Raw genomic sequence first — 24,464 nt, forward strand, 5'->3', positions numbered from 1 at the left:
GTGCCCGCCTATGAAAATTAAAACCTCCCTTTTGAGCCTTACTTGCTTGTCGATTATTTCATTATTGGTTGTTGTGTCATTCACAGAACTGGCCAATCTAAAACTGATCAAACTTGAGAAAACGCTGATCAAAGTAAAGTCACTCGAAGTCTCTATGCTTCAGCTCAATCGAACAGAGTTAGAGTTTCTAATAAGCCACGATAAAACGCTCAAGTCGGTATTTGTCCAAGAGTACTCTCACTTTCAACAACTGATGGGCAGTTTCTCTGTCTTGCTTAAAGAGTCTGATATCGCAGTCCCAGAGTTAGAAAAGCTGACACTTGAAGTAAAGCAATACAACAAAGATTTTTCGTTAATGGTCGATGCCATCGACCGCAACCCAGCCAAGGTCGCTGAACTCAAATCAGAAATGAAAATGCTGTTTGAAGATATCATCTCTATATTCATCAACGTTGAAGGCAGATTAGAACAGCAAGTCGAATCGATTCAGCAAACCATTACGACCTTCATTGTAAGCTCCATTATTACCGTCGCTGCATTATTAATGCTGCTATCTTTCGGCATCTCATCTCGCATAGCAAAGAAAATAGCCTCGTTGAACTCGTCCATGATGCTCGTCGCTCAACAACGCGACTTTACCGTAAGAGCCGAAGACAAGGGATCGGACGAGATTGCCGATATCGCAAAGGCATTTAATACAGTCCTCACCGATATTCGTCAGCTTGTCGGCCAAGTTCAGGGCTCTATTAAAGAGCTCGGCAATATTTCGAACCAGCTACAACACGACGGAATGGAAGTTGAGAGCGCTTTAAACAAACAGCAGCAACAAACTGAGAATATTGCGACCGCGATAAACCAGATGGGCAGCAATATTGAAAACGTTGCGACCAACAGCGAAAACGCCTCATCCAACGCACAAACCAGTTTCGCTACGGCGAACGAAGGTCTAAATGATGTGGCATTCACCAGAGACACCATCAATACCCTTTCGGCTGATCTTGTCAGTGCCACTGAAGAAGTAAATCGCCTTTCTGTTCACTCAGAGAAGATTAATACCGTGTTGGAGGTGATTAAAGACATCGCAGAACAAACCAACCTACTTGCTCTTAATGCAGCAATCGAGGCAGCTCGTGCGGGAGAACAAGGCCGTGGCTTCGCGGTGGTCGCAGATGAAGTGAGAACCTTGGCTGGCCGAACACAACTTTCAACCGAAGAGATCTCAACGATAATCCAAGGCGTTCAAGACCAAACACAAATGGTCGTAAATACAATTCAAAGTTGTTGTGAGAAAGGCAACCGCAGTGTCGACTCTTGTGAGAATGCGCATTCAAGAATCTCTTCGGTCATCATGGATATGGAAACCATTCTAAATAACAGTTTGGAAGTGGCGAATGCAATGAAAGAACAAAGCGCTGTTACCTCAGAGATCATTGGAAACGTGAGTACAATTAAGCAGCTAACACTAACCAGTGTAACGGGAGCGTCAAAAAACGCAGCTTCTGCAACGTCTGTGGTCTAACAAACCGACTCATTAGAACGTGCGGTGATTGACCTAAAAACCTAAATCGACTCTCATTGGTTTATTTCTTATAATGGATTAACTTAAATATAGAGTTATGCAAATAGGAAAAGTTGAAGGACAAAACGCATGCTAAATGCGTGCGTTTAAATAACGATGCTGCATATTAAGCTAACTTAGCTCTTGTAGATGACTTACCGAAGCTTGGCGTGCTTTATCACCGTTGCCCTCCATGATCGCTTCATAGTGAGAAAAGATTCGTGACTACATTAAATGAACAACTAGCAAACCTAAAAGTAATCCCTGTAATCGCGATCAACCGTGCTGAAGACGCAATCCCTCTAGGGAAAGCACTTGTTGAAAACGGCATGCCATGTGCAGAGATCACGCTACGCACAGAGTGTGCAATCCAAGCAATTCGTATCATGCGTAAAGAGTTCCCAGACATGCTAATCGGTTCTGGAACTGTACTGACTAACGAGCAAGTTGACGCCTCTATCGAAGCTGGTGTTGATTTCATTGTGAGTCCAGGCTTTAACCCACGTACCGTTCAATACTGTATCGACAAAGATGTTGCAATCGTACCGGGTGTTAACAATCCAAGCCTAGTTGAACAGGCAATGGAAATGGGCCTTCGCACTTTAAAATTCTTCCCTGCCGAACCTTCAGGCGGGACAGCTATGCTTAAAGCACTAACGGCTGTTTACCCAGTAAAATTCATGCCAACTGGCGGCGTAAGTTTGAAGAATGTAGATGAATACCTATCTATCCCTTCTGTACTTGCGTGTGGCGGAACTTGGATGGTTCCAACTAATCTTATTGATGAAGGAAAATGGAACGAACTCGGAAAGCTTGTTCGTGACGCTGTTGAATTCGTGAATAAGTAAGCGGCCTAACCTTCTGGCATTTTAATGTAATTAATATTTAAGATATAAAGCGATCGCTAAGATCGCTTTATAATACTTGTAGAACTAACAATAGCCGCTGATTCACACTCTCAACTCTTCAATAAACTTTCAACTCCAACCCTTTCCAATGGTTTGATCTCTTTCTCTGATTGTTTCTGTTACTTTGAATGACAACACAAACACAACAGACAATTACAATGAAAAAAACATCACTATTACTTGCTTCGATTGCTCTGGCACTTTCTGGTGTCGCACAAGCTGACCAGTTAGAAGACATTCAAAAATCAGGCACTCTTCGTGTGGGCACCACTGGCGACTACAAGCCCTTCTCTTACTTCGACGGCAAAACCTACTCTGGCTACGACATCGATGTCGCACAGCACATTGCAGAACAGCTAGGTGTCGAATTACAGATTGTTCGTACCACATGGAAAGATCTACTGAGCGACCTAGATGACGATAAGTACGACATCGCGATGGGTGGTATTACGCGCAAAATGCAACGCCAGTTAAACGCAGAACAAACTCAAGGTTATATGACCTTTGGTAAGTGTTTCTTAGTCGCAAAAGGTAAAGCAGAACAGTACGACAGCATCGAGAAAGTAAATTTGTCTTCGGTTCGTGTAGGTGTAAATATTAGCGGTACCAACGAGATCTTTGCCGACGCTAACTTGCAGAACGCAAACTTCACACGTTACGAGAACAACCTAGACGTTCCGCAAGCCGTTGCGGAAGGTAAAGTTGATGTAATGGTGACAGAAACCCCTGAAGGTCTGTTCTATCAAGTGACGGATGAGCGCCTTGAAGCGGCTCGTTGTGAGACACCGTTTACCAACAGTCAATTCGGTTATCTGATTCCAAAAGGCGAACAGCGCCTATTGAACACGGTAAATTTCATTATGGATGAGATGAAATTGAAAGGCGTGGAAGAAGAGTTTCTGATCCACAACTCTCTTAAGTAACGTCTTTTCAATTTATACAGTGACAAAAATTAGGCCAGCATTGCTGGCCTATTTCGTATTGGTTTAATGCTTCACGTTAACCGTGAGTGATCACGTTCTGCTGCACTAATGCATCCAGAATATCCGAAGGCATAGTGCCACTTAAAGTTAGTTGTGGCGCAAGGTCTTCAACCACAATCACCTGTTCGGTGGTACCTACACCATCAGGGTTGATCGTAAGCTCAATATCATCCCCGTCCACTTTCGCGTCTATCTGCTGCAGTAACGCTGTCATGTCTGGTGAAGTATTCTTCAACTCTGGCAACACTTCTCTTAGGTCGATCTGGTCTCCTTCAGACAGGCTGAAATCAGTGATGGTGTCTTCAACGCCATCTTCGATATTAAGCCATACGAACGAATCCATACCAGCGCCACCAGTCAGGATGTCTGAGCCTCCACCGCCAATCAGGGTGTCATTACCGTCACCGCCAACAAGCGTATCATCACCCGCTCCACCCACAAGTCGGTCATTTCCTGACCCGCCAGTGAGGTTGGTATCAAAGTCACTCGCTAAAAGTTGCACATCGTCTGTTTCAGAAGACAGATCGAGATCGATTGGGTTCGCAACTATATTGAGGTTTAGATCAATGTTTTGAGATATCGCAATATCGTTATTCTCCGTTTCCTCAGATACCGCCTCAACCTTCAACGTGTAGTTACCGGGAGTTAACGGCTTACCAGCTGATGGTTGCTCGACGAGTCTGAGACTATCAATCGCATCAGCCGTCGCTATCCAAGTGTCACCTACTAGCGAAACCGTACCCGCGTCACTGGCCACATTAACACCATCCGGAACATCACTGATCTTCAACGTTAACTCTTCAGTAATATCCGTCAATGCAGCAACAATTCCGACTAAAGCGACTCCACTATTAGCGACCACTGATGAGCTGGTCGTAATGTTTCTCACGTAGTTAAATGTCGGGTCGATAGACAAGGTTGGCGCATTCGCCACAGGTGTCACCGTGATGTTATACACCACTGGCGCAGTTTCAATCGCGATACCTGAAGGGTTTCCGCTGTCTTTAGCGATGACTTCTAATCCAATACTATTGGTTGGAGATAAACTCGCATCGAGGTAGACACCACTTGGACTGGTTGGCGTATCAATTAGAGCATTCAAATCGTTAAGAGTACCGACTAAGATGACCGAACTGGTATTGTTGCCGTTAACCATCACCGTCGTCACAGCCGGAAGTGATACATTCAATGTACCGTAATCCACCGTCAGCGTGACTGTCATTAAGTCATCAGAAAATGCATCTACATAATCAGGGTCACTGACATTGATGCCACTCAACAACTGACCGGCGTCTTCATCAATCAAATCAGTGACGTTGTCACCATTTACAATAGGCGTATCGTTAACGCCTTGCACCACAACGCTGATTTCTGCTGTATCCGTTAGGAAGTCATCAGCCCCGTTAGTTGTGCCATTGTCTTCCACTGTGTAAGTGAATTTAACGTCGCCATTGTAATCATCGGCTGCTGTGAATACCCAATATGGGCCATTGATCGAGTTGTCATCCGCACCACCGACATTTTCGAACTTCTGAATCTGTCCCTGACCTTGGTCGATAACGACTCCAGTCACTGTAACAACATCCCCCTCAGGATCAGTCGTCGCTGCAATCAGGTCTTCAGCTTTGATGATCAATTGGCCTTCTTCAAGCATGGTACCCAAGTCAACATTGGTTGCCACTGGCTGATCATTCACTTCAGTTACAACAACGCTTATTTCAGCGGTATCCGTTAAGAAGTCATCAACGCCGTTGGTTGTGCCATTGTCTTCTACGGTATAAGTGAATTTAACGTCGCCATTGTAATCATCGGCTGCTGTGAATACCCAATATGGGCCATTGATCGAGTTGTCATCCGCACCACCGACATTTTCGAACTTCTGAATCTGTCCCTGACCTTGGTCGATAACGACTCCAGTCACTGTAACAACATCCCCCTCAGGATCAGTCGTCGCTGCAATCAGGTCTTCAGCTTTGATGATCAATTGACCTTCTTCTGGCATGGTGCCCAAGTCAACATTGGTTGCTACTGGTTGGTCATTGACTTCTGTTACTACAAGACTGATTTCCGCAGTGTCTGTTAAGAAGTCATCCACGCCGTTGGTTGTACCATTATCGATAATGCTGTAATCGAGTTTAACGTCACCGTTAAAATCATCAGCAGCCGTAAATATCCAGAATGGGCCCGTAATCGCAGCGTTGTCAGCACCACTAGCGTTTTCAAAGCGCTGTAATTGACCTTGGCCTTGAGTAAGGGTCACACCCGTGACGGTGAGGTTATGGTTTTCAAGATCTGAGCTTGCTGCAATTAAGTCACCTTCAACGATAACAAGCTGTCCTTCCTCTGCAATCGAGCCTAGATCAACGTTGTTTGCCACAGGAGCGTCATTCACTTCCGTCACCTTAATGGTGAAGGTAGCTTCATTGGTTTGAGCGGTATTCGGGTCACCCGCGTCAATCAGACCGTTATTACCACCGTCATCGAGCGTTGCATTGATCGTGACTAAACCACTCTGGTTGAGATAGTTCTGATCTGGGTCTGGTTTGAAAGTAACAGCCCCATTCACCAACGCGGTATTGATATCGGCTTCTTTACCAGTAATCACCAATGAGCCGTCAGGCTGCAATACAAACGTTACCTCAGGTGAGCTGGTAAACTCAAACACACCTTGCGCTCCCGGCAGTGTTTGATCCACTTGCAACGTAAGAACATACGGCGCATCTGGATTATCAAAATTAGCGTCAACGTCGTAAATACTAAAGTTGTCGATGGCAACACTGATGTCTTCAGATGTTTCAATATTCGTTACGTTTACAAAGATCGGTTGATCGTTGATAGGATCAATCACCAAATCAACATCGAAGGTCGTTGGAGTCCCCAAGTATTCCGTGTTATCAGCATCAGTATCAACAGAGCGAACGGTAATCTGCAGCGGGCCATTGATACCCAGTGCATTGCCTGCATCACTGTTATGTTCACCAGAGTTGAATACGATCTTATCTAGTGACTGTGTAGGAACATCTAGCGTCCAGATCTGCGTCGCAGGATCATAGCTAGCCAAGGTGGTTCCGTCTGGATAGTAGATAGATGCATCTTGAGGTACACCAGCCACCTCTACACGAAGTGTCTCTGGCGCATTTTCGGTATACGTGCCGCTGCCTGTTGCAGATAGCTCTTTATCCAAAATAGTCGCATTGATTTCGATATCAATGTTTTGGCCTTCATTGCCTGTAACAGAGTCCGTCGGGTTGGTATCAACATCATCACCCACCGGCACCACATGCAGCTTAAAGCTTGGTAGGTTCGAGGCTGCAGTAGGCACGCCTAACAAGGATTCTTGAGTAAAGACAGCAACGCCAAATTCCGCCGTACCACTGAAGTTTTTAGGCGGTAGGATCGAAATCTCACTCAAATCAAATGACAATCCTGAAGCTTGAGGAAGTTGAACACTCCACTCACCACCACCATTGTTCTTCACTGTATAAGCAGAGCCCGGATCTGCACTCATTAAGAAGCCATCGGGTACACCGGTGAACTTAATCGAAACGAACTGCTCTGAGCCGTCTAGGTCAGTGAGCGCAATGGAGACTGGCCCTGTTCCCGATAGAGAAATAGCTTGATCTTCATTGCCCGTGATCTCAATGACATCAGGATCACTACCCGGCCCTGTTACAAGCACATCATCAACCACAGGGACAACTTCAAAGCTAACACTGGTATTGAACGTATCAGTATCGGTTGCTGTTCCGGCTGGAGATGAGGCGTCATTGTAGGTAGCAGTATCGGTTATTGTTCCGCTGACATTAACTTGTACTTGGTTAATATCGTTACCCGTTGGGTAATTAGGAGCAGGACGGAACAATACATTATCCAGAGCACCAGCATTAATTTCCGCTTCATTGAAGGTCACGGACGTACCAAGCGATACACCCGCGCTTGTGTAAAATGCACCGACACTTGTGTCATCCAAAGTCAGCGTAATAGATGTGAATTTTTCGTCACCACCCTCAACCCCACTGACTTGATCAGTAATGGTTGTGCTGAAATCAAGCTGAATGTAAGTATCTTCGTAACCCACCGGATCTTGTCCAGGTTGACCATCAGTATCGACAGGATTAAATGAATCATCGAGCGAACCAACAACCGTAACATCAATGTCTGGATTACCTTCAACGTCAGGAGCAACTTTAATAACTACATCGGTCACCAAGGTTTTCTCATCACCAGAAAGTGTATCTTTGGTTACTATTGTGATTGGTAACCTAAAGTCGCCAGAATAGTCAGCAGGCAGGTTCAATAATAAACCCGATGAATCGATGGCTACGCCCTGTTCGATTGTCGTCTCGTAAACATATTTCCCGTTCACAAAGTCAACATCACTTGTTCCCGACAGGCTAATTGGGAATGATGTAGTAGCATCAATGACCAGAGTACCATCAATGATCACCGTCACTTGGTCAGTAGAATCATCGCGACCCGTAAAGCTTAAAATTCCGTTTAGTGCCGCGCCGAGATCAAGTTGTGTATCTTCGACCGCATCGATAACACTGTCTGGCACAATCGCAATATCTGCGGCAACTTTGTCAGGAGCCGTCAGCACTTCAGGGTAAGAAAGCGTTACTTCCCCGGTGCGCTGTACTTGGGCTGAAGTTTCATTGTTGGCATCACCTGGATCTGATACTAAGGTGAAAATTGTCATCTTGATATCATTGAAATCAGTAGCCACATCATCCGCATCATTTTCAGGGGTGAAATCTAATCCATTGGGCGCACTGACGCTAAAGGCATCTTCATTGGTCACAACCCAACGGCCACCGCCTTCGTAAGAGGCGCCTGTGACCAAAAGTTGCCCTAAAATATCATCAGATAACGCGCTTCCGTCGGTGTTAGTCAACTGAACAATCACTTCGTCGACTTGCTCTTCTACTGTGCTTAAATCCGTTTCTTGGTATCGGACGACGTATTCATCCGAAATTGATGTGTTATCACTGTTAGTTGTAAATTTAATGACACCATTAGCATTAGCCGTAATCGTAGTGAGATCTCCAGAGCCATCTTCGTTTGAAACGACAATCTTGTTGTCGGCATCGCCAGGTTCAACGACAGGTCTTACACGCACATCAATCGTACCTGTAATCGTCGCGGTAACGATGCCCTGACCAGGATCAGTTGCATCAACATACTCATGATCTCGCTCTTCAATCATGACAACCGTACTAAGCGTAAAGTCTGTACTTGAATCTTCTTCGGGTGTTATCTGAATAAAATTATTGTTCAGCGCAATTTGAGTAAACTCTTCTGCCGTCTGTCCACTCTTCGGAGTAATGGTTAAAGTGCCTGCTGCTGCATCGTAATTCCAAATTACATCACCGTTTACAACCACACTTGCAACACCACTTGGAATGCCACTGATGACGATTGAAGTGAAGTGCTCATCATCGTCAATGTAATCAGTGCCCTCTGGGTGCCAATCAATGTTGATCGCCGTATCTTCGTCCCCACGAGTTACCGTATTGTAGGTTGCTGAGGTATCAACCCTAGGCTCAACTAATATGCGAATTTCCTGATCAAAAGAGAGCGTATGACCATCATTCTCAGTCACGATCACTTTACCCTGGATATGGATATTCTCTGTCGACGAATCAACAGGTCTAATACGGATACCTGAAGTTTTCCCCGCTTCAGTGATGTTCGCTTCGTAGATAGGTTTAGATAGATCAGGGCTACCGCCCGGTCCCGTTTCATAACCAACAAAGTTCAAGTCAATCACGGTACCATCGCCATCTTCCAGAATAACGCCGTCAGGGATGCCTGAAAGAATAACCGTTATCGACTCTGAGCCATCGTCAGGTAATGGTGTTGTGCCGCTATCTGGTCTTCTCTCGCCCGACAATACAGTGAAATCTAGCTCAGCAAAGGTATCACCATTTTGGCTTTCTTGGATTGTGGTTTGAACGCCAGATGTTGTGCCATCAGTAATTGCTGTCCAAGCCGTACCATTCGTTCCACCATAAGGAGTATCGGCAACGCCTTTCACCTCAACGTTCACCGTTTTAGTTCCTAATATCTCCTCATCGACTTGGGCGCCCGTGGATAGATTTGCGGTATCTTTGACCACACCCGTGACATCGAAGGTGAAATTGACATTACTGTGTTTAGTTGGAACAACCTCAACGTTTGCCAAATCGGAATACGCTATTTCTTGGTAATCGATACCATTAATAGTGACTGTTGGAACGACATTCGTGGTACCTAAGAAGTAAAGCTCTGCACCTTCCGTAACATTACTGATGCGCACAAACAGTTCTTCAGAACTGTCAGCATCTACCGAACCAGTCATGGTGATGACTTCGTCTAACGTGAACGCGTCTTTATTGTCTAAAGGCCCGACGTAATCTGGATCATCGATATTGTCTTCGTTAATACGGATTCGGTTAACGCTGAACGAGCCAGGGTCTGCATCGGCAGTCACATCAATGATGATGTTTTGCTCTACAGAGCGAGCGGTCGTTTTGTCCACCCCGCCATTTGCAGAATCATCGTACGGATTACGCGTCTCTTCCGTTATCGCTGTTGCTTTAAACTCTATTTGACCGGAGAAGTTATCGATCGGGTTTACGACCGTACTATTGATGTCTCCAGCCGCAATGATGTAAACACCGTTAGTCGGAGTAAGGACGTTGCCGTTTTGGTCGAGAAGCTCAAACTGGCCATCTCCCTGAACAACTTCAAGTTCATAGGTAATCGTCTCAGTATTACTGTTATCTTGCGACTCTGCGTTCAGCTGCAACGTAACGTTGTCTTCATCTTCGTTAACTTGATACTGATACGCGCTATTCGCATCATCCCAAGTTGCAATATCCGCTACCGCTTCAATCTCAATTCTGAAGTTTGAATTTACTGTATGATCAAGCGTGCCGTTGTTATCAATTTCGAGCTCGTAGTTGATTCGCACACCATTGTCATTCGAACCGTAGTTTTGGTCTGGAACAAAGAACAAGTTGTCGATTGTCGCAATAGTGTCTAATGGTTGATTCGTGTCTGGAGCAAAGCTCTGCTGCATTTGAGGCGGACCAAACAAGATATCACCGTTTGGTTCAGCGACTAACTTGTGATATTCCACGCCATCAAAGTAATAGAACGTCCCTCTGTGATTACCGCTCTGAATCGTCAGTTGGCCGATAGACTCGTTATTATCTTGGTCCTTTATGTTAACCTGCAGCGCAATTTGTGCAGGAGCATCAGGCAAACCGCTTTGATTATCTTGAATATTCTCAAGAGTCGGCTCATCGCCTGTTGCGTAAGGTATGGTTGAGTCTCTACCCGCATCCTCGAAGGTCGTCACTTTCAGCGCGATTCTTGTAGAGTCCCTATCTGTAATCGTAATATCTAACGGTGTTTCAGATGTGTCCAAATCTCCATCTGTCGCAATCACGTTAATAGAGAAATCTATTGTCTCACCGTTATGCTCTAGATAACCGTTAGCTCTAAACTCAACCTCACCATTTGAGTTAATACGCAATCGACCAAGCTCACGAGTATCAACACCTCCATTGGTCTGCTCGTATACTCGAACCTCTTGACTACCATTGTTTAAATCGAAACCATCACTGTAAGGCCCACTATTTCCGGTACGGAAAACGATATCAGCGCCATTGCTGGTAATGCCCTCTATGCGAGTCAGTGCTGCATCATCCGCACCCACATCTGTCGCATTAGCAAACATGTTAACTTTGGAATTACCGTAACCCTGCCCTTCAATTCGCGTTATCGATTGAGTAGTCACCAATGGAACATCATCAGTCACAGTAATAGTCAGATCGATCGCGTTCGACTGGTCTCGGTCAAAATCTTCGGCCACGACAGAGAAATCAAGATCTATGGTGTTTTCATTCGCGCCATCAGGATGCTTAAGTGGTTTAAACAGCTCAAATTGATAGCTGTTGTTTGAGGTATCAAAAATGATTTCAAACACAGGCTGATTGCTAGTTACCGTCTGTGCAACATAAGTGAAGGTTGTACCGCTTTGTGAAACAGGCAGCCACTCTAGGCTTTCTCCATCAGAAGTTAAGCCTGCAATCACTAAGTTTTCATCGACCAATTCATACTTAACAACACCATCAGCACCTTCATCAACGGTGAATAGTCCATTAATAATGGTATCTTCGGATTGATCAGAACCAATCCCAGCAAGATCATCTTCATCAACTACCGTCTCACCTGTTGGCGCACTCATTACTGGCACATCATCGAGCACTTCGATCGGCAATACATACTGATTAGAGTCATCACCGTCACCATCAACCGCAACAACATCAAACGGAATCGTTAAGGTATTGGAATTCGGGCTTGTTGGATGGTTTAGAGGACCTAGCAACATAAAGGTATAAGAGCCGTCATTCGCTAGCGCGAGCGTGAAGATAGGAGTCCCGCTTGTCGTCGTACCTTGATAGGTCGTTGTGTTCGCAGCTCCTGTGACTTCTGTAATAGAAATCGCTTCGGTTCCAGAGTTCAATGTCGCTTCAAGCGCAGAGATATTACGCAGTTCGTAAACCTCTACTTGGTCTGCACCTTCTGTGGTAACAAATGCACCTGTTGCTTGAGACACCACAGATCCAAGATCATCTTCATCGACCACAAATGTGCTGGTCGCTGTCGTGTCAGTAATGACAGGCACATCATCGGTTATAGTAACGGTCAGAGGTTTCATCACAGAATCAGTATTGTCTTGGTCAACTGCGATCACTGGTAACGTGAATATTTGATCATTATTACCCTGAACTGGCAAATGATCTAACTCTTCCAACAAGGTGAATGTGTACTCTCCTAGAACCATGCTGCTAAAGGTGATGGTAAAGATATCCGTTTGGACACCGCCGCTTTCAACGTAACCAATATAATTATCGCTGTTCAGAGGATCTTCTTTTAGCTGAACCACCAAACCATCCGCTTTCAGATCGCCAGACGTGTTGAACTGAGTGGTATCAATACGGAAGTGGCTCACATCATCACTTCCTGCTGTGAAAGTAATGGTTTCAGTTTGGCTCACAGGTAATCCCGGTGAAGAGCCGTCGACCAGATTCGCTTCTTCCAATGCAACCGTTGGTACTGTATCTATAACTGGTGGAGCACCATCTGCAATAGTCAGCGTCACTGTTGAAGTGACAATATCGCCATCTTTATCTTCCGATGTCACCGTAATGGTCTTAACGATGTTACCACCCGAATGATCGAGATTACGGTTAGGTTCGAAACGTACATCACCTTCAAGATTGATAAACAGAGAACCTTCAGTGAACACAAATTCTTGCTCACCCGTGTCGGTTTGTACTAGTGACTCTTCAGGTTGGCTGCCATAGGTAAACTTAGTGATTGTGGCGCCATCTGCACTTTGCGCAGGCATCACATCAAATGTCGTTGTGGTAGGTGTGCCCGTGCTTGGCTCTGTGATGCTAAGAGCACCAGATTGCATCAATTGAACATCATCACTGATGGTCACAGAAAGCGGTTTAGACGGTGAAATATCGCCATCGGTGTCTTGTGCATATACCGACAAGTCAAAGCTGAGATCGTTGTTTCCTAATCCGTCGACATGATCCAAACGCTCTAACAAAGTAAACGTGTACTCACTCGGGTTAGTGTTATCAAATTCTAGGGTGAAGATAACTTTCTCAACACCTGAGCCGTCCGTTGTGAATGCTACGTAATCACCGGAACCAGCAGGCTCTTCACGCAAGCTCAATTCAAGGCCATCAGACTTCAATACACCGCTGGTATTAAACAACCCTACTTCGACGACAATCTTCTCGATGTCATCACTGCTTGCGAGTGAAGTAATGGTTTGGGTCACGCTGACTGGGCTGCCACTCGGCGTTGAACCATCAGCAAGTAAGCTTTCAGACAAGCTAACACTCGGAACGACATTCAACGTTGGTCCATCACCATCAACGATAGTGAGTGTGACCGTTGAAGAAGAAATATCCTTATCAAAATCAGAAGAAGTAAATTCAATCAGCTTAACAATATCACCTGCAGAGTGGTCAAGATTACGATTTGGTTCAAACCTTACATCACCATCCAAAGTGACAAACAGCGAGCCTTCAGTGAAAACAAATTCCTGCTCACCGCTGATGCTTTGATCCAAAGTAATCGCAGAGCCACCGTCATAGGTGAACTGTGTAATGGTTGCCCCATCAGCACTTGGCGTAGGCAATACATCAACGGTCGAGGTAGTTGGTGTGCCAGTATTTGGCTCTGTGATGGTTAAAGTACCATCTTGCATCTGTTGGAGGTCATCTTGAATGGTGACAACAACATCACGCTTAACTGGGTCATCACCATCAGTATCAACCGCATAAACAGGTAAATTGAAATTAAGGTCGTTATTAAGCGCGCCATCAAGGTGATCGAGAGCCTCAATCAGCGTGAAGGTGAACTGACCTTTATTGACACTATCAAAATCAATGGTGAATACATTGGTTACGTTACCGGCCCCGTCATCAGTAAACCCGATGTAGTCGCCAGGTGAAGCAGGATCTTCTTTTAGCTGAACAACAAGACCATTTGATTTCAGCACATCACCAGGATTGAATTCGTTGGTTGCAATTCTAAAGTGGCTTAAGTCATCACTACCCACGGTGTAGGTAATGGTTTGTGTTGAACTTACCGCAGAACCACTCGGCGTTGAGCCATCTGCTAGGTTCACTTCCGATAAGTTTACGCTAGGAACAACATCGATGACCGGATCAATACCATCTTGGATCGTTAATGTGACATCCGCGGTATCAGTATCGTTATCAAAGTCGCTGGTCGTTACCACAATCGTTCTAACAATATCACCAGCTGAATGATCCAGATTTCGATTTGGCTCAAAACGAACTTCGCCTTCAATCGTGATGTACAGTAAACCATCGGTTACGGTAAACACCTGCTCTGTCGATACATTCGGATCCAAGGTGACAGCAGTACCACCATCGTAAATAAATTGGGTGACCTTTGCGCCATCTGCACTTTGAGTCGGCATTACATCGATGGTTAGCGTAGTTGGTGTGCCTGCCACTAGATCCGCCAATGAAGGCTCAACAATATTCAATGACCCGTCTTGTACACCTTGTACATCATCGGTAATGGTCACTGTCATTGGTGACATCGCAGACTCATCACCATCGGTATCCACTGCTATAACAGGCACATCGAAGTTTAAGGAGTTGTTCTGCAAGCCATCCGCATGGTCTAACGCTTCAAGCAGCGTAAACGTGTATTGCCCTAAATTGGTGGTTGAGAAACTGATTGTGAAGACGTTGGTTTCTACGTTAGCACCGTCTCTTACAAAGCCAATATAGTTTCCAGAGTTCGCTGGCTGCTCTTTAATCTCAACCTCTAAGCCATTCGACTTCAAAGCCCCCGAAGTATTGAACTGAGCAGGGTCAATTCTGAAATGACTAACATCATCACTACCCTCGGTATAGGTAATCACTTGAGTCATCGATACTGGGTTACCCGTTGGCGCAGAACCATCAGCCAGATCGACTTCAGAAAGACTCACGCCAGGAATGACGTTGATGATTGGCAGATCGCCATCGGTAATGGTTAGCGTGACTGTCGAAGTCACCACATCACTATCATAGTCACTTGAACTGACCACTATCGACTTAACGATATCCCCGCCCGAGTGATTAAGATCGCGGTTTGGTTCAAAGCGCACATCACCTTGCAGCGTGACATAAAGCGAACCTTCAGCAACCACAAACTTCTGCTCTCCCGTATTGCTCTGGTCAAGCGTAAACACTGTGCCGTTGTCATAATTGATTTGGGTGATGGTCGTGCCGTCCGCCCCTTCTAGATCAAGAACATTCACAGTCGTAGTTGTCGGCGTACCCGCTGCTAAATCAGCCACAGTTGGCTCTTCAATCGTAAACGCGCCATCTACCATGACTTGGATATCATCGGTAATCGTCACAGCAAGTGGCGACATTAGAGAATCATCGCCATCGCTATCAACCGCGTACACTGGCAAGTTGAACGTTAGGTCGTTATTACCTTGAATTGGTGTGTGGTCAATCGCTTCTATAAGCGTGAAGGTGTATTCACCTAAAGTCGTGCTGCTAAATTCAAGCGTGAAGACTGTAGTCTCGACATTTGAAGTATCTGTGGTGAAACCAATGTAGTTACCCGAACCCGAAGGCTCTTCTCGAATCTCAATCACTAAGCCATCAGATTTCAGAGTACCGCCGGTATTAAACTCACTCGGCTCTAAACGGAATTTCTCCACATCATCACTTTGATTGGTGAAAGTGATGGTTTCTGTTTGGCTAACCGCACTGCCGCTTGGTGATGAGCCATCAGCGAGAGCCGCTTCTTCAAGAGCAACACTCGGAACAGCATCGATAGTCGGGGTATCACCATCAGTAATGGTCAGCGTAATGGTTGAAGTCACCGGATCGTTATCGAAGTCGCTTGAAGTCACGACAATCGACTTCACGATATCTTCACTAACGGAATGGTCTAGATCGCGATTAGGTTCAAAGCGCACCTCCCCTTCAAGGGTGATATAAAGCTCGCCTTCGGTGAAGCTGAATTGCTGCTCGCCTGAAATGCTTTGATCCAGTGTGTTTACGACACCGTCATAGGTAAACTGAGTGATCGTCGCGCCATCAGCACTTTGATTTGGCATTACATCAATGGTATTGGTTGTTACCGTACCATCAGCCAGATTTGGCTCAACGATATCTAACGTACCGTCTTGCATGATTTGAACATCATCGCCGATGGTTACATTGAGTTGAGACACCAAAGAATCATCGCCATCGCTGTCTACCGCATAGACCGGAAGATCAAAGCTCAGATCATTGTTCGCTAGACCATCTGCATGATCTAACGCTTCCAATAAAGTAAAGGTGTATTCACCAAGAGTCGAGGTCGAGAAGCTAATCGTGAACACTGGAATTTCAGCATTTGAACCATCAGTAATGAAGCCGATATAAGTACCTGGATTCGCTGAATCTTCTTTTATCTCGACCACAAAACCATTCGATTTCAGTGCGCCGCCGACATTGAACTCGGTAGGTTCAAGACGGAAACGGGTCACATCATCACTTTGATTAGTAAAAGTAAGCGTCTCAGTTTGACTTACAGCACCGCTACTTGGCGCTGAGCCATCAGCAAGATTAGTTTCAGACAGAGTAACACTTGGCACCGTATCAATGGTCGGGATATCACCATCGGTAATCGTCAGTGTGACGGTAGAGGTCACTGTATCCTTATCGAAATCGCTTGAGGTGACCTCGATCTGTTTAACGATATCTCCACCAGTATGGTCGAGATTACGATTCGGCTCGAAGCGTATTTCACCTTCAAGAGTGATGAATAACTCACCTTCTATGAAGCTAAACTGCTGCTCGCCAGAGTCATTCTGATCAAGTGTTCGTAGTTGACCGTCATAAGTGAACTGAGTGATCGTCGCACTATCGGCACTCTGATTTGGCATCACATCGATGGTATTGGTTGTGATTGTGCCATCTGCAAGGTTTGGCTCAGTGATATCTAACGTACCACCTTGCATGATTTGAACATCATCACCGATGGTCACATTCAACTGTGACACCAATGAATCGTCGCCGTCGGTGTCTACCGCATAAACAGGAAGATCAAAGCTAAGATCGTTGTTCGCTAAACCATCCACATGGTCTAATGCTTCCAACAACGTGAAAGTGTATTGGCCGAGGGTAGTACTAGAGAAACTGATCGTGAACACGTTGGTTTCAACGTTCGAACCATCCGTCACAAAACCGATATAACCACCTGGTGTGCTTGGGTCTGTTTTTAGCTCAACCACCAGCCCATTTGATTTAAGCGCCCCACCAACATTGAATTCTGTCGGTTCAATACGGAAACTCGCCACATCATCACTTTGATTAGTAAAGGTCATCGTCTCTGTTTGACTTACAGCGACACCACTTGGCGTAGAACCATCACTCAAATTAGTTTCAGATAAAGTAACGCTCGGTACATTATCAATCGTTGGGATGTCACCATCGGTAATAGTCAACGTGACTGTAGAAGTAACAACATCACTATCTGAGTCGCTTGAAGTCACGACTATCGACTTAACGATGTCTCCACTTGTGTGGTCGAGGTTACGGTTTGGTTCAAAGCGCACATCACCTTGCAGCGTGACATAAAGCGAACCTTCAGCAACCACAAACTTCTGCTCTCCCGTATTGCTCTGGTCAAGCGTAAACACTGTGCCGTTGTCATAATTGATTTGGGTGATGGTCGTGCCGTCCGCCCCTTCTAGATCAAGAACATTCACAGTCGTAGTTGTCGGCGTACCCGCTGCTAAATCAGCCACAGTTGGCTCTTCAATCGTAAACGCGCCATCTACCATGACTTGGATATCATCGGTAATCGTCACAGCAAGTGGCGACATTAGAGAATCATCGCCATCGCTATCAACCGCGTACACTGGCAAGTTGAACGTTAGGTCGTTATTACCTTGAATTGGTGTGTGGTCAATCGCTTCTATAAGCGTGAAGGTGTATTCACCTAAAGTCGTGCTGCTAAATTCAAGCGTGAAGACTGTAGTCTCGACATTTGAAGTATCTGTGGTGAAACCAATGTAGTTACCCGAACCCGCAGGCTCTTCTCGAATCTCAATCACTAAGCCATCAGATTTCAGAGTACCGCCGGTATTAAACTCACTCGGCTCTAAACGGAATTTCTCAACATCATCACTTTGATTAGTAAAAGTAATGGTTTCCGTTTGGCTAACCGCACTACCAGTTGGCGTGGAACCATCAACAAGATTAGCTTCTTCAAGTGATACGCTCGGTACCGCATCAATAATCGGATTGTCACCATCAGTAATGGTTAGAGTTATCGTTGAAGTCACCGGATCGTTATCGAAGTCGCTTGAAGTCACGACAATCGACTTCACGATATCTTCACTAACTGAGTGGTCTAGATCGCGATTAGGTTCAAAGCGCACTTCCCCTTCAAGAGTGATATATAGCTCGCCTTCGGTGAAGCTGAATTGCTGTTCACCTGAAATGCTTTGATCCAGTGTGTTTACGACACCGTCATAAGTAAACTGAGTAATCGTCGCGCCATCAGCACTTTGGTTTGGCATCACATCAATGGTGTTAGTGGTCACCGTGCCATCAGCTAGATTAGGCTCAACAATATCTAACGTGCCATCTTGCATGATTTGAACATCATCACCGATAGTCACATTCAGTTGGGACACAACAGAATCATCGCCATCGCTGTCTACCGCATATACCGGAAGATCAAAGCTCAGATCATTGTTCGCTAGGCCATCGGCATGGTCCAACGCTTCTAACAAAGTAAAGGTGTATTCACCAAGCGTGGTGGACGAGAAGCTAATCGTAAACACTGGGATTTCAGTGTTTGAGCCATCAGTAATGAAACCAATGTAAGTACCTGGATTCGCCGAATCCTCTTTTATCTCAACCACAAAGCCATTCGATTTCAGTGCACCGCCCACATTGAACTCGGTGGGTTCAATACGGAAACTCGCGACATCATCGCTTTGATTCGTGAAGGTAATCGTTTCGGTCTGACTGACGGCACTGGAGCTTGGTGTAGAACCGTCACTAAGGTTAGCTTCAGACAGAGTCACGCTTGGCACGGCATCAATGGTTGGGATATCACCATCAGTAATGGTCAGCGTCACTGTGGATGTCAGTACGTCATTGTCTGAATCGCTTGAGGTCACCACAATCGACTTCACGATGTCTTCGCTAACAGTGTGATCCAAATTACGATTTGGCTCGAAGCGTATTTCACCTTCAAGAGTGATGAATAACTCACCTTCTATGAAGCTAAACTGCTGCTCGCCAGAGTCATTCTGATCAAGTGTTCGTAGTTGACCGTCATAAGTGAACTGAGTGATCGTCGCACTATCGGCACTCTGATTTGGCATCACATCGATGGTATTGGTTGTGATTGTGCCATCTGCAAGGTTTGGCTCAGTGATATCTAACGTACCACCTTGCATGATTTGGACATCATCACCAATGGTTACGTTTAATTGAGACACCAACGAGTCATCGCCATCGCTATCGACCGCGTAAACCGGCAAGTCGAAACTCAAATTATTATTTGCGAGGCCATCTACATGGTCTAGTGCTTCAAGTAAGGTGAAGGTGTATTGGCCTAAGTTGGTATCTGAAAAACTAATCGTGAATACGTTGGTTTCAGCGTTCGAACCATCCGTAATAAAACCGATATAACCACCCGGTGTGGTTGGGTCAGCTTTCAGCTCGACCGCTAATCCGTTTGATGTGAGAGTACCACCAACATTGAACTCAGTCGGTTCAATACGGAAGCTGGTCACATCATCACTTTGAGTGGTGTAAGTAATGGTCTGAGTTGAGCTAACCGCGCTGCCACTTGGTGCAGAGCCATCACTCAGATTGGTTTCTGACAAGCTCACAGTTGGGACATTATCAATGGTCGGGATATCACCATCGGTAATGGTCAGCGTGACGGTTGAGGTCAATACATCGTTATCGGAGTCACTAGACGTCACCACGATTAATTTCACGATATCTTCGTTCAGCGTGTGGTCTAGATTACGATTAGGCTCAAAGCGCACTTCACCTTCAAGCGTAATGAACAGTTCACCTTCTGTGAAGCTAAACTGCTGCTCGCCAGTGTCATTTTGGTCAAGCGTTCGAAGTTGGCCGTCATAAGTGAATTGAGTGATCGTTGCGCCATCGGCACTTTGATTTGGCATCACATCAACAGTACTAGTTGTCACGGTACCAGCTGCAAGATTCGGCTCGACGATATCTAACGTACCGTCTTGCATAATTTGAACATCATCACCGATGGTCACACTTAACGGTGACATCATTGAATCATCGCCGTCACTGTCTACCGCATAAACAGGCAGATCAAAGCTGAGCTCGTTGTTACCAAGGGCATCTTGATGGTCCAACGCTTCGATGAGTGTGAACGTGTATTCACCTAATGTGGTGCTAGAAAAACTCAGCGTAAATACCGTGGTTTCGACATTCGTCGCACTGGTCGTAAAACCAATGTAATTACCCGAACCTTGTGGGTCTTCTCGTAATTCAACGGCTAAACCGTTCGATTTAAGATCATCGTTAGTATTGAACTCCGTTGGCTCAATACGGAAACGAACCACATCATCACTTTGGTTGGTGAACGTGATGGTTTGAGTGGAGCTTACCGCGCTGCCACTTGGAGCAGAGCCATCGCTCAGATTCGTTTCAGAAAGCGAAACGCTCGGAATAACGTCAATCGTAGGGTTATCACCATCGGTGATGGTCAGCGTTACGGTTGAAGTCAGAGAGTCATTATCGAAGTCGTTTGAGGTTACAACAATCGATTTCACGATGTCTTCGCTCACCGAGTGGTCTAAATTTCGGTTTGGCTCAAAGCGCAATTCCCCTTCAAGAGTGATATATAGCTCGCCTTCGGTGAAGCTGAATTGCTGTTCACCTGAAATGCTTTGATCCAGTGTGTTTACGACACCGTCATAAGTAAACTGAGTAATCGTCGCGCCATCAGCACTTTGGTTTGGCATCACATCAATGGTGTTAGTGGTCACCGTGCCATCAGCTAGATTAGGCTCAACAATATCTAACGTGCCATCTTGCATGATTTGAACATCATCACCGATAGTCACATTCAGTTGGGACACAACAGAATCATCGCCATCGCTGTCTACCGCATATACCGGAAGATCAAAGCTCAGATCATTGTTCGCTAGGCCATCGGCATGGTCCAACGCTTCTAACAAAGTAAAGGTGTATTCACCAAGCGTGGTGGACGAGAAGCTAATCGTAAACACTGGGATTTCAGTGTTTGAGCCATCAGTAATGAAACCAATGTAAGTACCTGGATTCGCCGAATCCTCTTTTATCTCAACCACAAAGCCATTCGATTTCAGTGCGCCGCCGACATTGAACTCTGTAGGCTCAATGCGGAAATTCGCCACGTCATCACTACCAGAAGTAAAAGTGATCGTGTTGGTTGCACTTACTGCACTTCCACTTGGTACAGAGCCATCAGCTAGGTTGGTTTCAGATAAAGTAACAGGTGGAATCAGATTGATTGCCGGGTTTTGACCATCGGTAATACTTAACTCAAGTGTTGAGGTATCAGTATCTCCATCGCCATCTTCAGCTAAAAATGAGAACTGTTTTACTATAGTTTCACTGCTTGAGTGGTCGATATCACGAGCGACTTCAAAACTGAAATCACCGTTTAATGAGATAGTGACGACACCCTCAGTAAAACTGAAAGTCTGAGCAGCATCGGGCTGTAAGCTCTGATCTAGCGAGTAATCAACACCATCATAGTTAAACGATTGAATTGTAGAACCATCTGCGCCTTCGAAATTGAACAGGTTATACGAAACAATGGTATCGCCCGCTAAAGTCGGTTCCGTGACTGACTCAACCTTATCAACGAGCTCAACAACATCATCTTTAACGTTGATAAGAATCTGGGCAGCTTCTGGTGTACTTGAACCACTGGATAACGCCGATCTATCGCCATCCGCGTCCACCGCATAGATAGGCAGTGCAAAGGTTAACTGTGCATCTTCAGCGCCTTGATGCGATAGTTCTTCATACAGATTAAATTCGTAGCTACCCAAAGATGGGCTATCAATTTTCACATCAAAAACCGTAATTCTTGCGCCATTAATCTCGACATAGCCCTCGTACGTTCGCACACCATTGGTTTCATCAACCAGCTCAAGTAACACAACCTCACCGTTAGATATCAGTGTGCCAGCGGTATTAAACTCTGCAGGTTCAAGTTCATGATGATCGATAATGTCACTATCAAAAATCTCTGAGGTGACACTGCCACTTCCTGATACGGTTGCCGTCCCCTCTTGAGAACCACCAACAATGCCAGCTTCATCAACATCGATACTGTCGACATTGGTAATGACTGGTTTATCGCCATCAGAAATAGTGAGGTTGATGGTATTGGTTACGATATCTTGGTCAAAATCGGTAACCGTGATTGGTAAAGAGAAAGTAAGCGAATCAGTGCCGACTTGTTCTATTGGTCTCAACTGCTCAAATCGATAGGTACCGTCAGTATCTAAGCTAACGGTTAAAATAACGTCGCTGCTACCTTGGGTTGACAGTGTGATGGTACTTCCATCAGCAGACAAGGATGCAACGGTCGCCTGATTATCGCTGAGGACACCATCAAACTGAGCGAGTGCACTTGGGTCGAAAACAACTGACTGAAGATTATCACTACCAATATTTGAAAACGTGCCTTCAATTGCAGCACTGCTTGTTTCAACGTTACTGATATTCACACTTTCAGCAGACGGATCTACCCCGTCAAAGACGGTCACTTGCGCATTGATAGGTGTGACAAGCTGATTACCTGCGGTGTCTTGACCTTGTATGTCAAAGGCGATGTTGATTTGGTCGCCCGTAAAGGAAACCTGACCGCCACCAATCGACGGAACATGATCTATCGGTTGGGAAACAGTTGTGGTCAGCGATAATTCAACGTCATTTCCAACACTCACGGCATCAATATCGATGCGCAGTACTTCATCTGTACCTTGAACACCAATAATCGAATTGGAGGCTGAATCAAACGTAAAAGTTACCGGTTGACCACTAGAGGTAATGTCGCTATTAAGTTCACTAAGGAGCGAGGCGAGAGAAAGTGTTTCTGGAGCAAAAGAATCTGGGTCAAGCGCTAAACTACCCGCAACAACGGTATCAGTAACCGTCACAGATTGAGGGTAAGTATTGCCTGAAATGGAACCTTCGGTAAGTGCTTCAGCGATGGATTGACCACCCGATGAGAGCGTGATCGATCTAAGCTCTTCTCTGTCTTCATCAACAGATTGTACTTCTAGACCAGAAGTTTCAAAGAAGGTCGAAGGATGAGTTTCTATGTAGGTGTAATCTATAGTAACAAAGCCTGCGTTTGCAGAACCTAGACCACCACCAGCAGCGGTAGCTTCTAAAATTTGAGTTGGATCGGCACCACCTAAAATGGCTTCTTGGATGGCTGCAAGGTCATCATCAGTAAATGAATCATCAGCAGCTTGCGCCAAATCGATATTCACCTCTCCGGCGATAGGCGCATCTGCCCAAGCCAAGTCTTGATCGACACAACCAACACAATTACCTTCAACCTCAACAGGGCCGCTAGGCTGGCCTATTAGGAGTTCAGCATCATGCGCGGTAATAACAATCTCATTTTCACGGATGATATCGCCAACCGAAACTTTTCTGGCACTGCCGTCAGGCTTAACTACAACCACATCTCCACTGGTAGCTTCAACTACCGCAACCTGGCGCGAAACTTCGATATCCATATATCCCCCGTTGTCACAAAGCACTATTCTCTAGAGCTGTGAAAATTATTTGTAATAGCAATTTCAGGTTTTAATTAAACACATATTTAGCTCTCATCAATGGCAATCCATTGTTATGCCCAATCTGCTTGAAAAGAGAGAAGTATTTCACCTGTTTTTTTATAGTTTACTTACCCTTAAGCCTAGTCTTCCCCATAAAAAATGCCATGTCTGTGCGACGAGACGTCTTTTCACAAATCTAGGTATTGTGGCTGGGATTTGAAAACCTGAGTTAAAAGTTAGTAGGATGCTGATTTATATGCAAATAAACGCACAATGTAATTGCACCTCTTCGTTTTATAAATATATACAGTAATAAGGTTGATAAATCATTAGCGAATATGGGGCATTAATAGAGGTGAGTTATGCGTTGACAGCAAAGCAGAGGTAAGTCCCACATTTGAGACAGCAACCAGAGTAAAGATGATGTATTTCTATCCAGAGTCAATTAAACGACTTGCATAAGGCACACCTGATAGCGCATTAGTTCATAACAGGGAGAAACTGCTCATTTCCAACGATGAGTTACTCTATTTGTCCACCACCAAAAACAAAAAAGCCCACTAAGTTAAACCTTAATGGGCTTTAAAATCAGTATATAACGTTATGCTGTTAGC

The 24,464-nt window shown here is 45.3% G+C and carries 4 protein-coding genes; 3 read left to right on the plus strand and 1 reads right to left on the minus strand.

Going from position 1 to position 24,464, the window contains the following annotated elements; translation table 11 throughout:
• Nucleotides 1-10: 10 nt before the first annotated feature.
• The 3 genes from BCU34_RS07370 to BCU34_RS07380 all read left to right on the plus strand — a co-directional run bounded on the left by BCU34_RS07370 (nt 11) and on the right by BCU34_RS07380 (nt 3,389).
• On the plus strand, nt 11-1,519 hold the full coding sequence (locus BCU34_RS07370) for a methyl-accepting chemotaxis protein (RefSeq protein WP_102479848.1): 1,509 nt from the start codon (nt 11-13) through the stop codon (nt 1,517-1,519).
• Nucleotides 1,520-1,779: 260 nt separating this feature from the next.
• A complete protein-coding gene (locus BCU34_RS07375) occupies nt 1,780-2,406 on the plus strand; it encodes a bifunctional 4-hydroxy-2-oxoglutarate aldolase/2-dehydro-3-deoxy-phosphogluconate aldolase (protein WP_102479850.1) in 627 nt (208 codons plus the stop codon).
• A 218-nt stretch (nt 2,407-2,624) separates the two neighbouring features.
• Nucleotides 2,625-3,389 carry a transporter substrate-binding domain-containing protein gene (locus BCU34_RS07380; protein ID WP_102478423.1) on the plus strand — a complete coding sequence of 255 codons (765 nt, stop codon included), beginning with the start codon at nt 2,625-2,627 and terminating at the stop codon, nt 3,387-3,389.
• Nucleotides 3,390-3,465: 76 nt separating this feature from the next.
• On the opposite strand, the gene BCU34_RS07385 is transcribed toward BCU34_RS07380, so the two are convergent.
• Nucleotides 3,466-23,808 carry a retention module-containing protein gene (locus tag BCU34_RS07385; RefSeq protein ID WP_413286268.1) on the minus strand — a complete coding sequence of 6,781 codons (20,343 nt, stop codon included), beginning with the start codon at nt 23,806-23,808 and terminating at the stop codon, nt 3,466-3,468.
• Between the last annotated feature and the right edge of the window lie 656 nt (nt 23,809-24,464).

This window comes from Vibrio sp. 10N.286.45.E10 (assembly GCF_002874195.2).
In the GTDB taxonomy this organism is placed as follows: Bacteria; Pseudomonadota; Gammaproteobacteria; order Enterobacterales; family Vibrionaceae; genus Vibrio; species Vibrio crassostreae.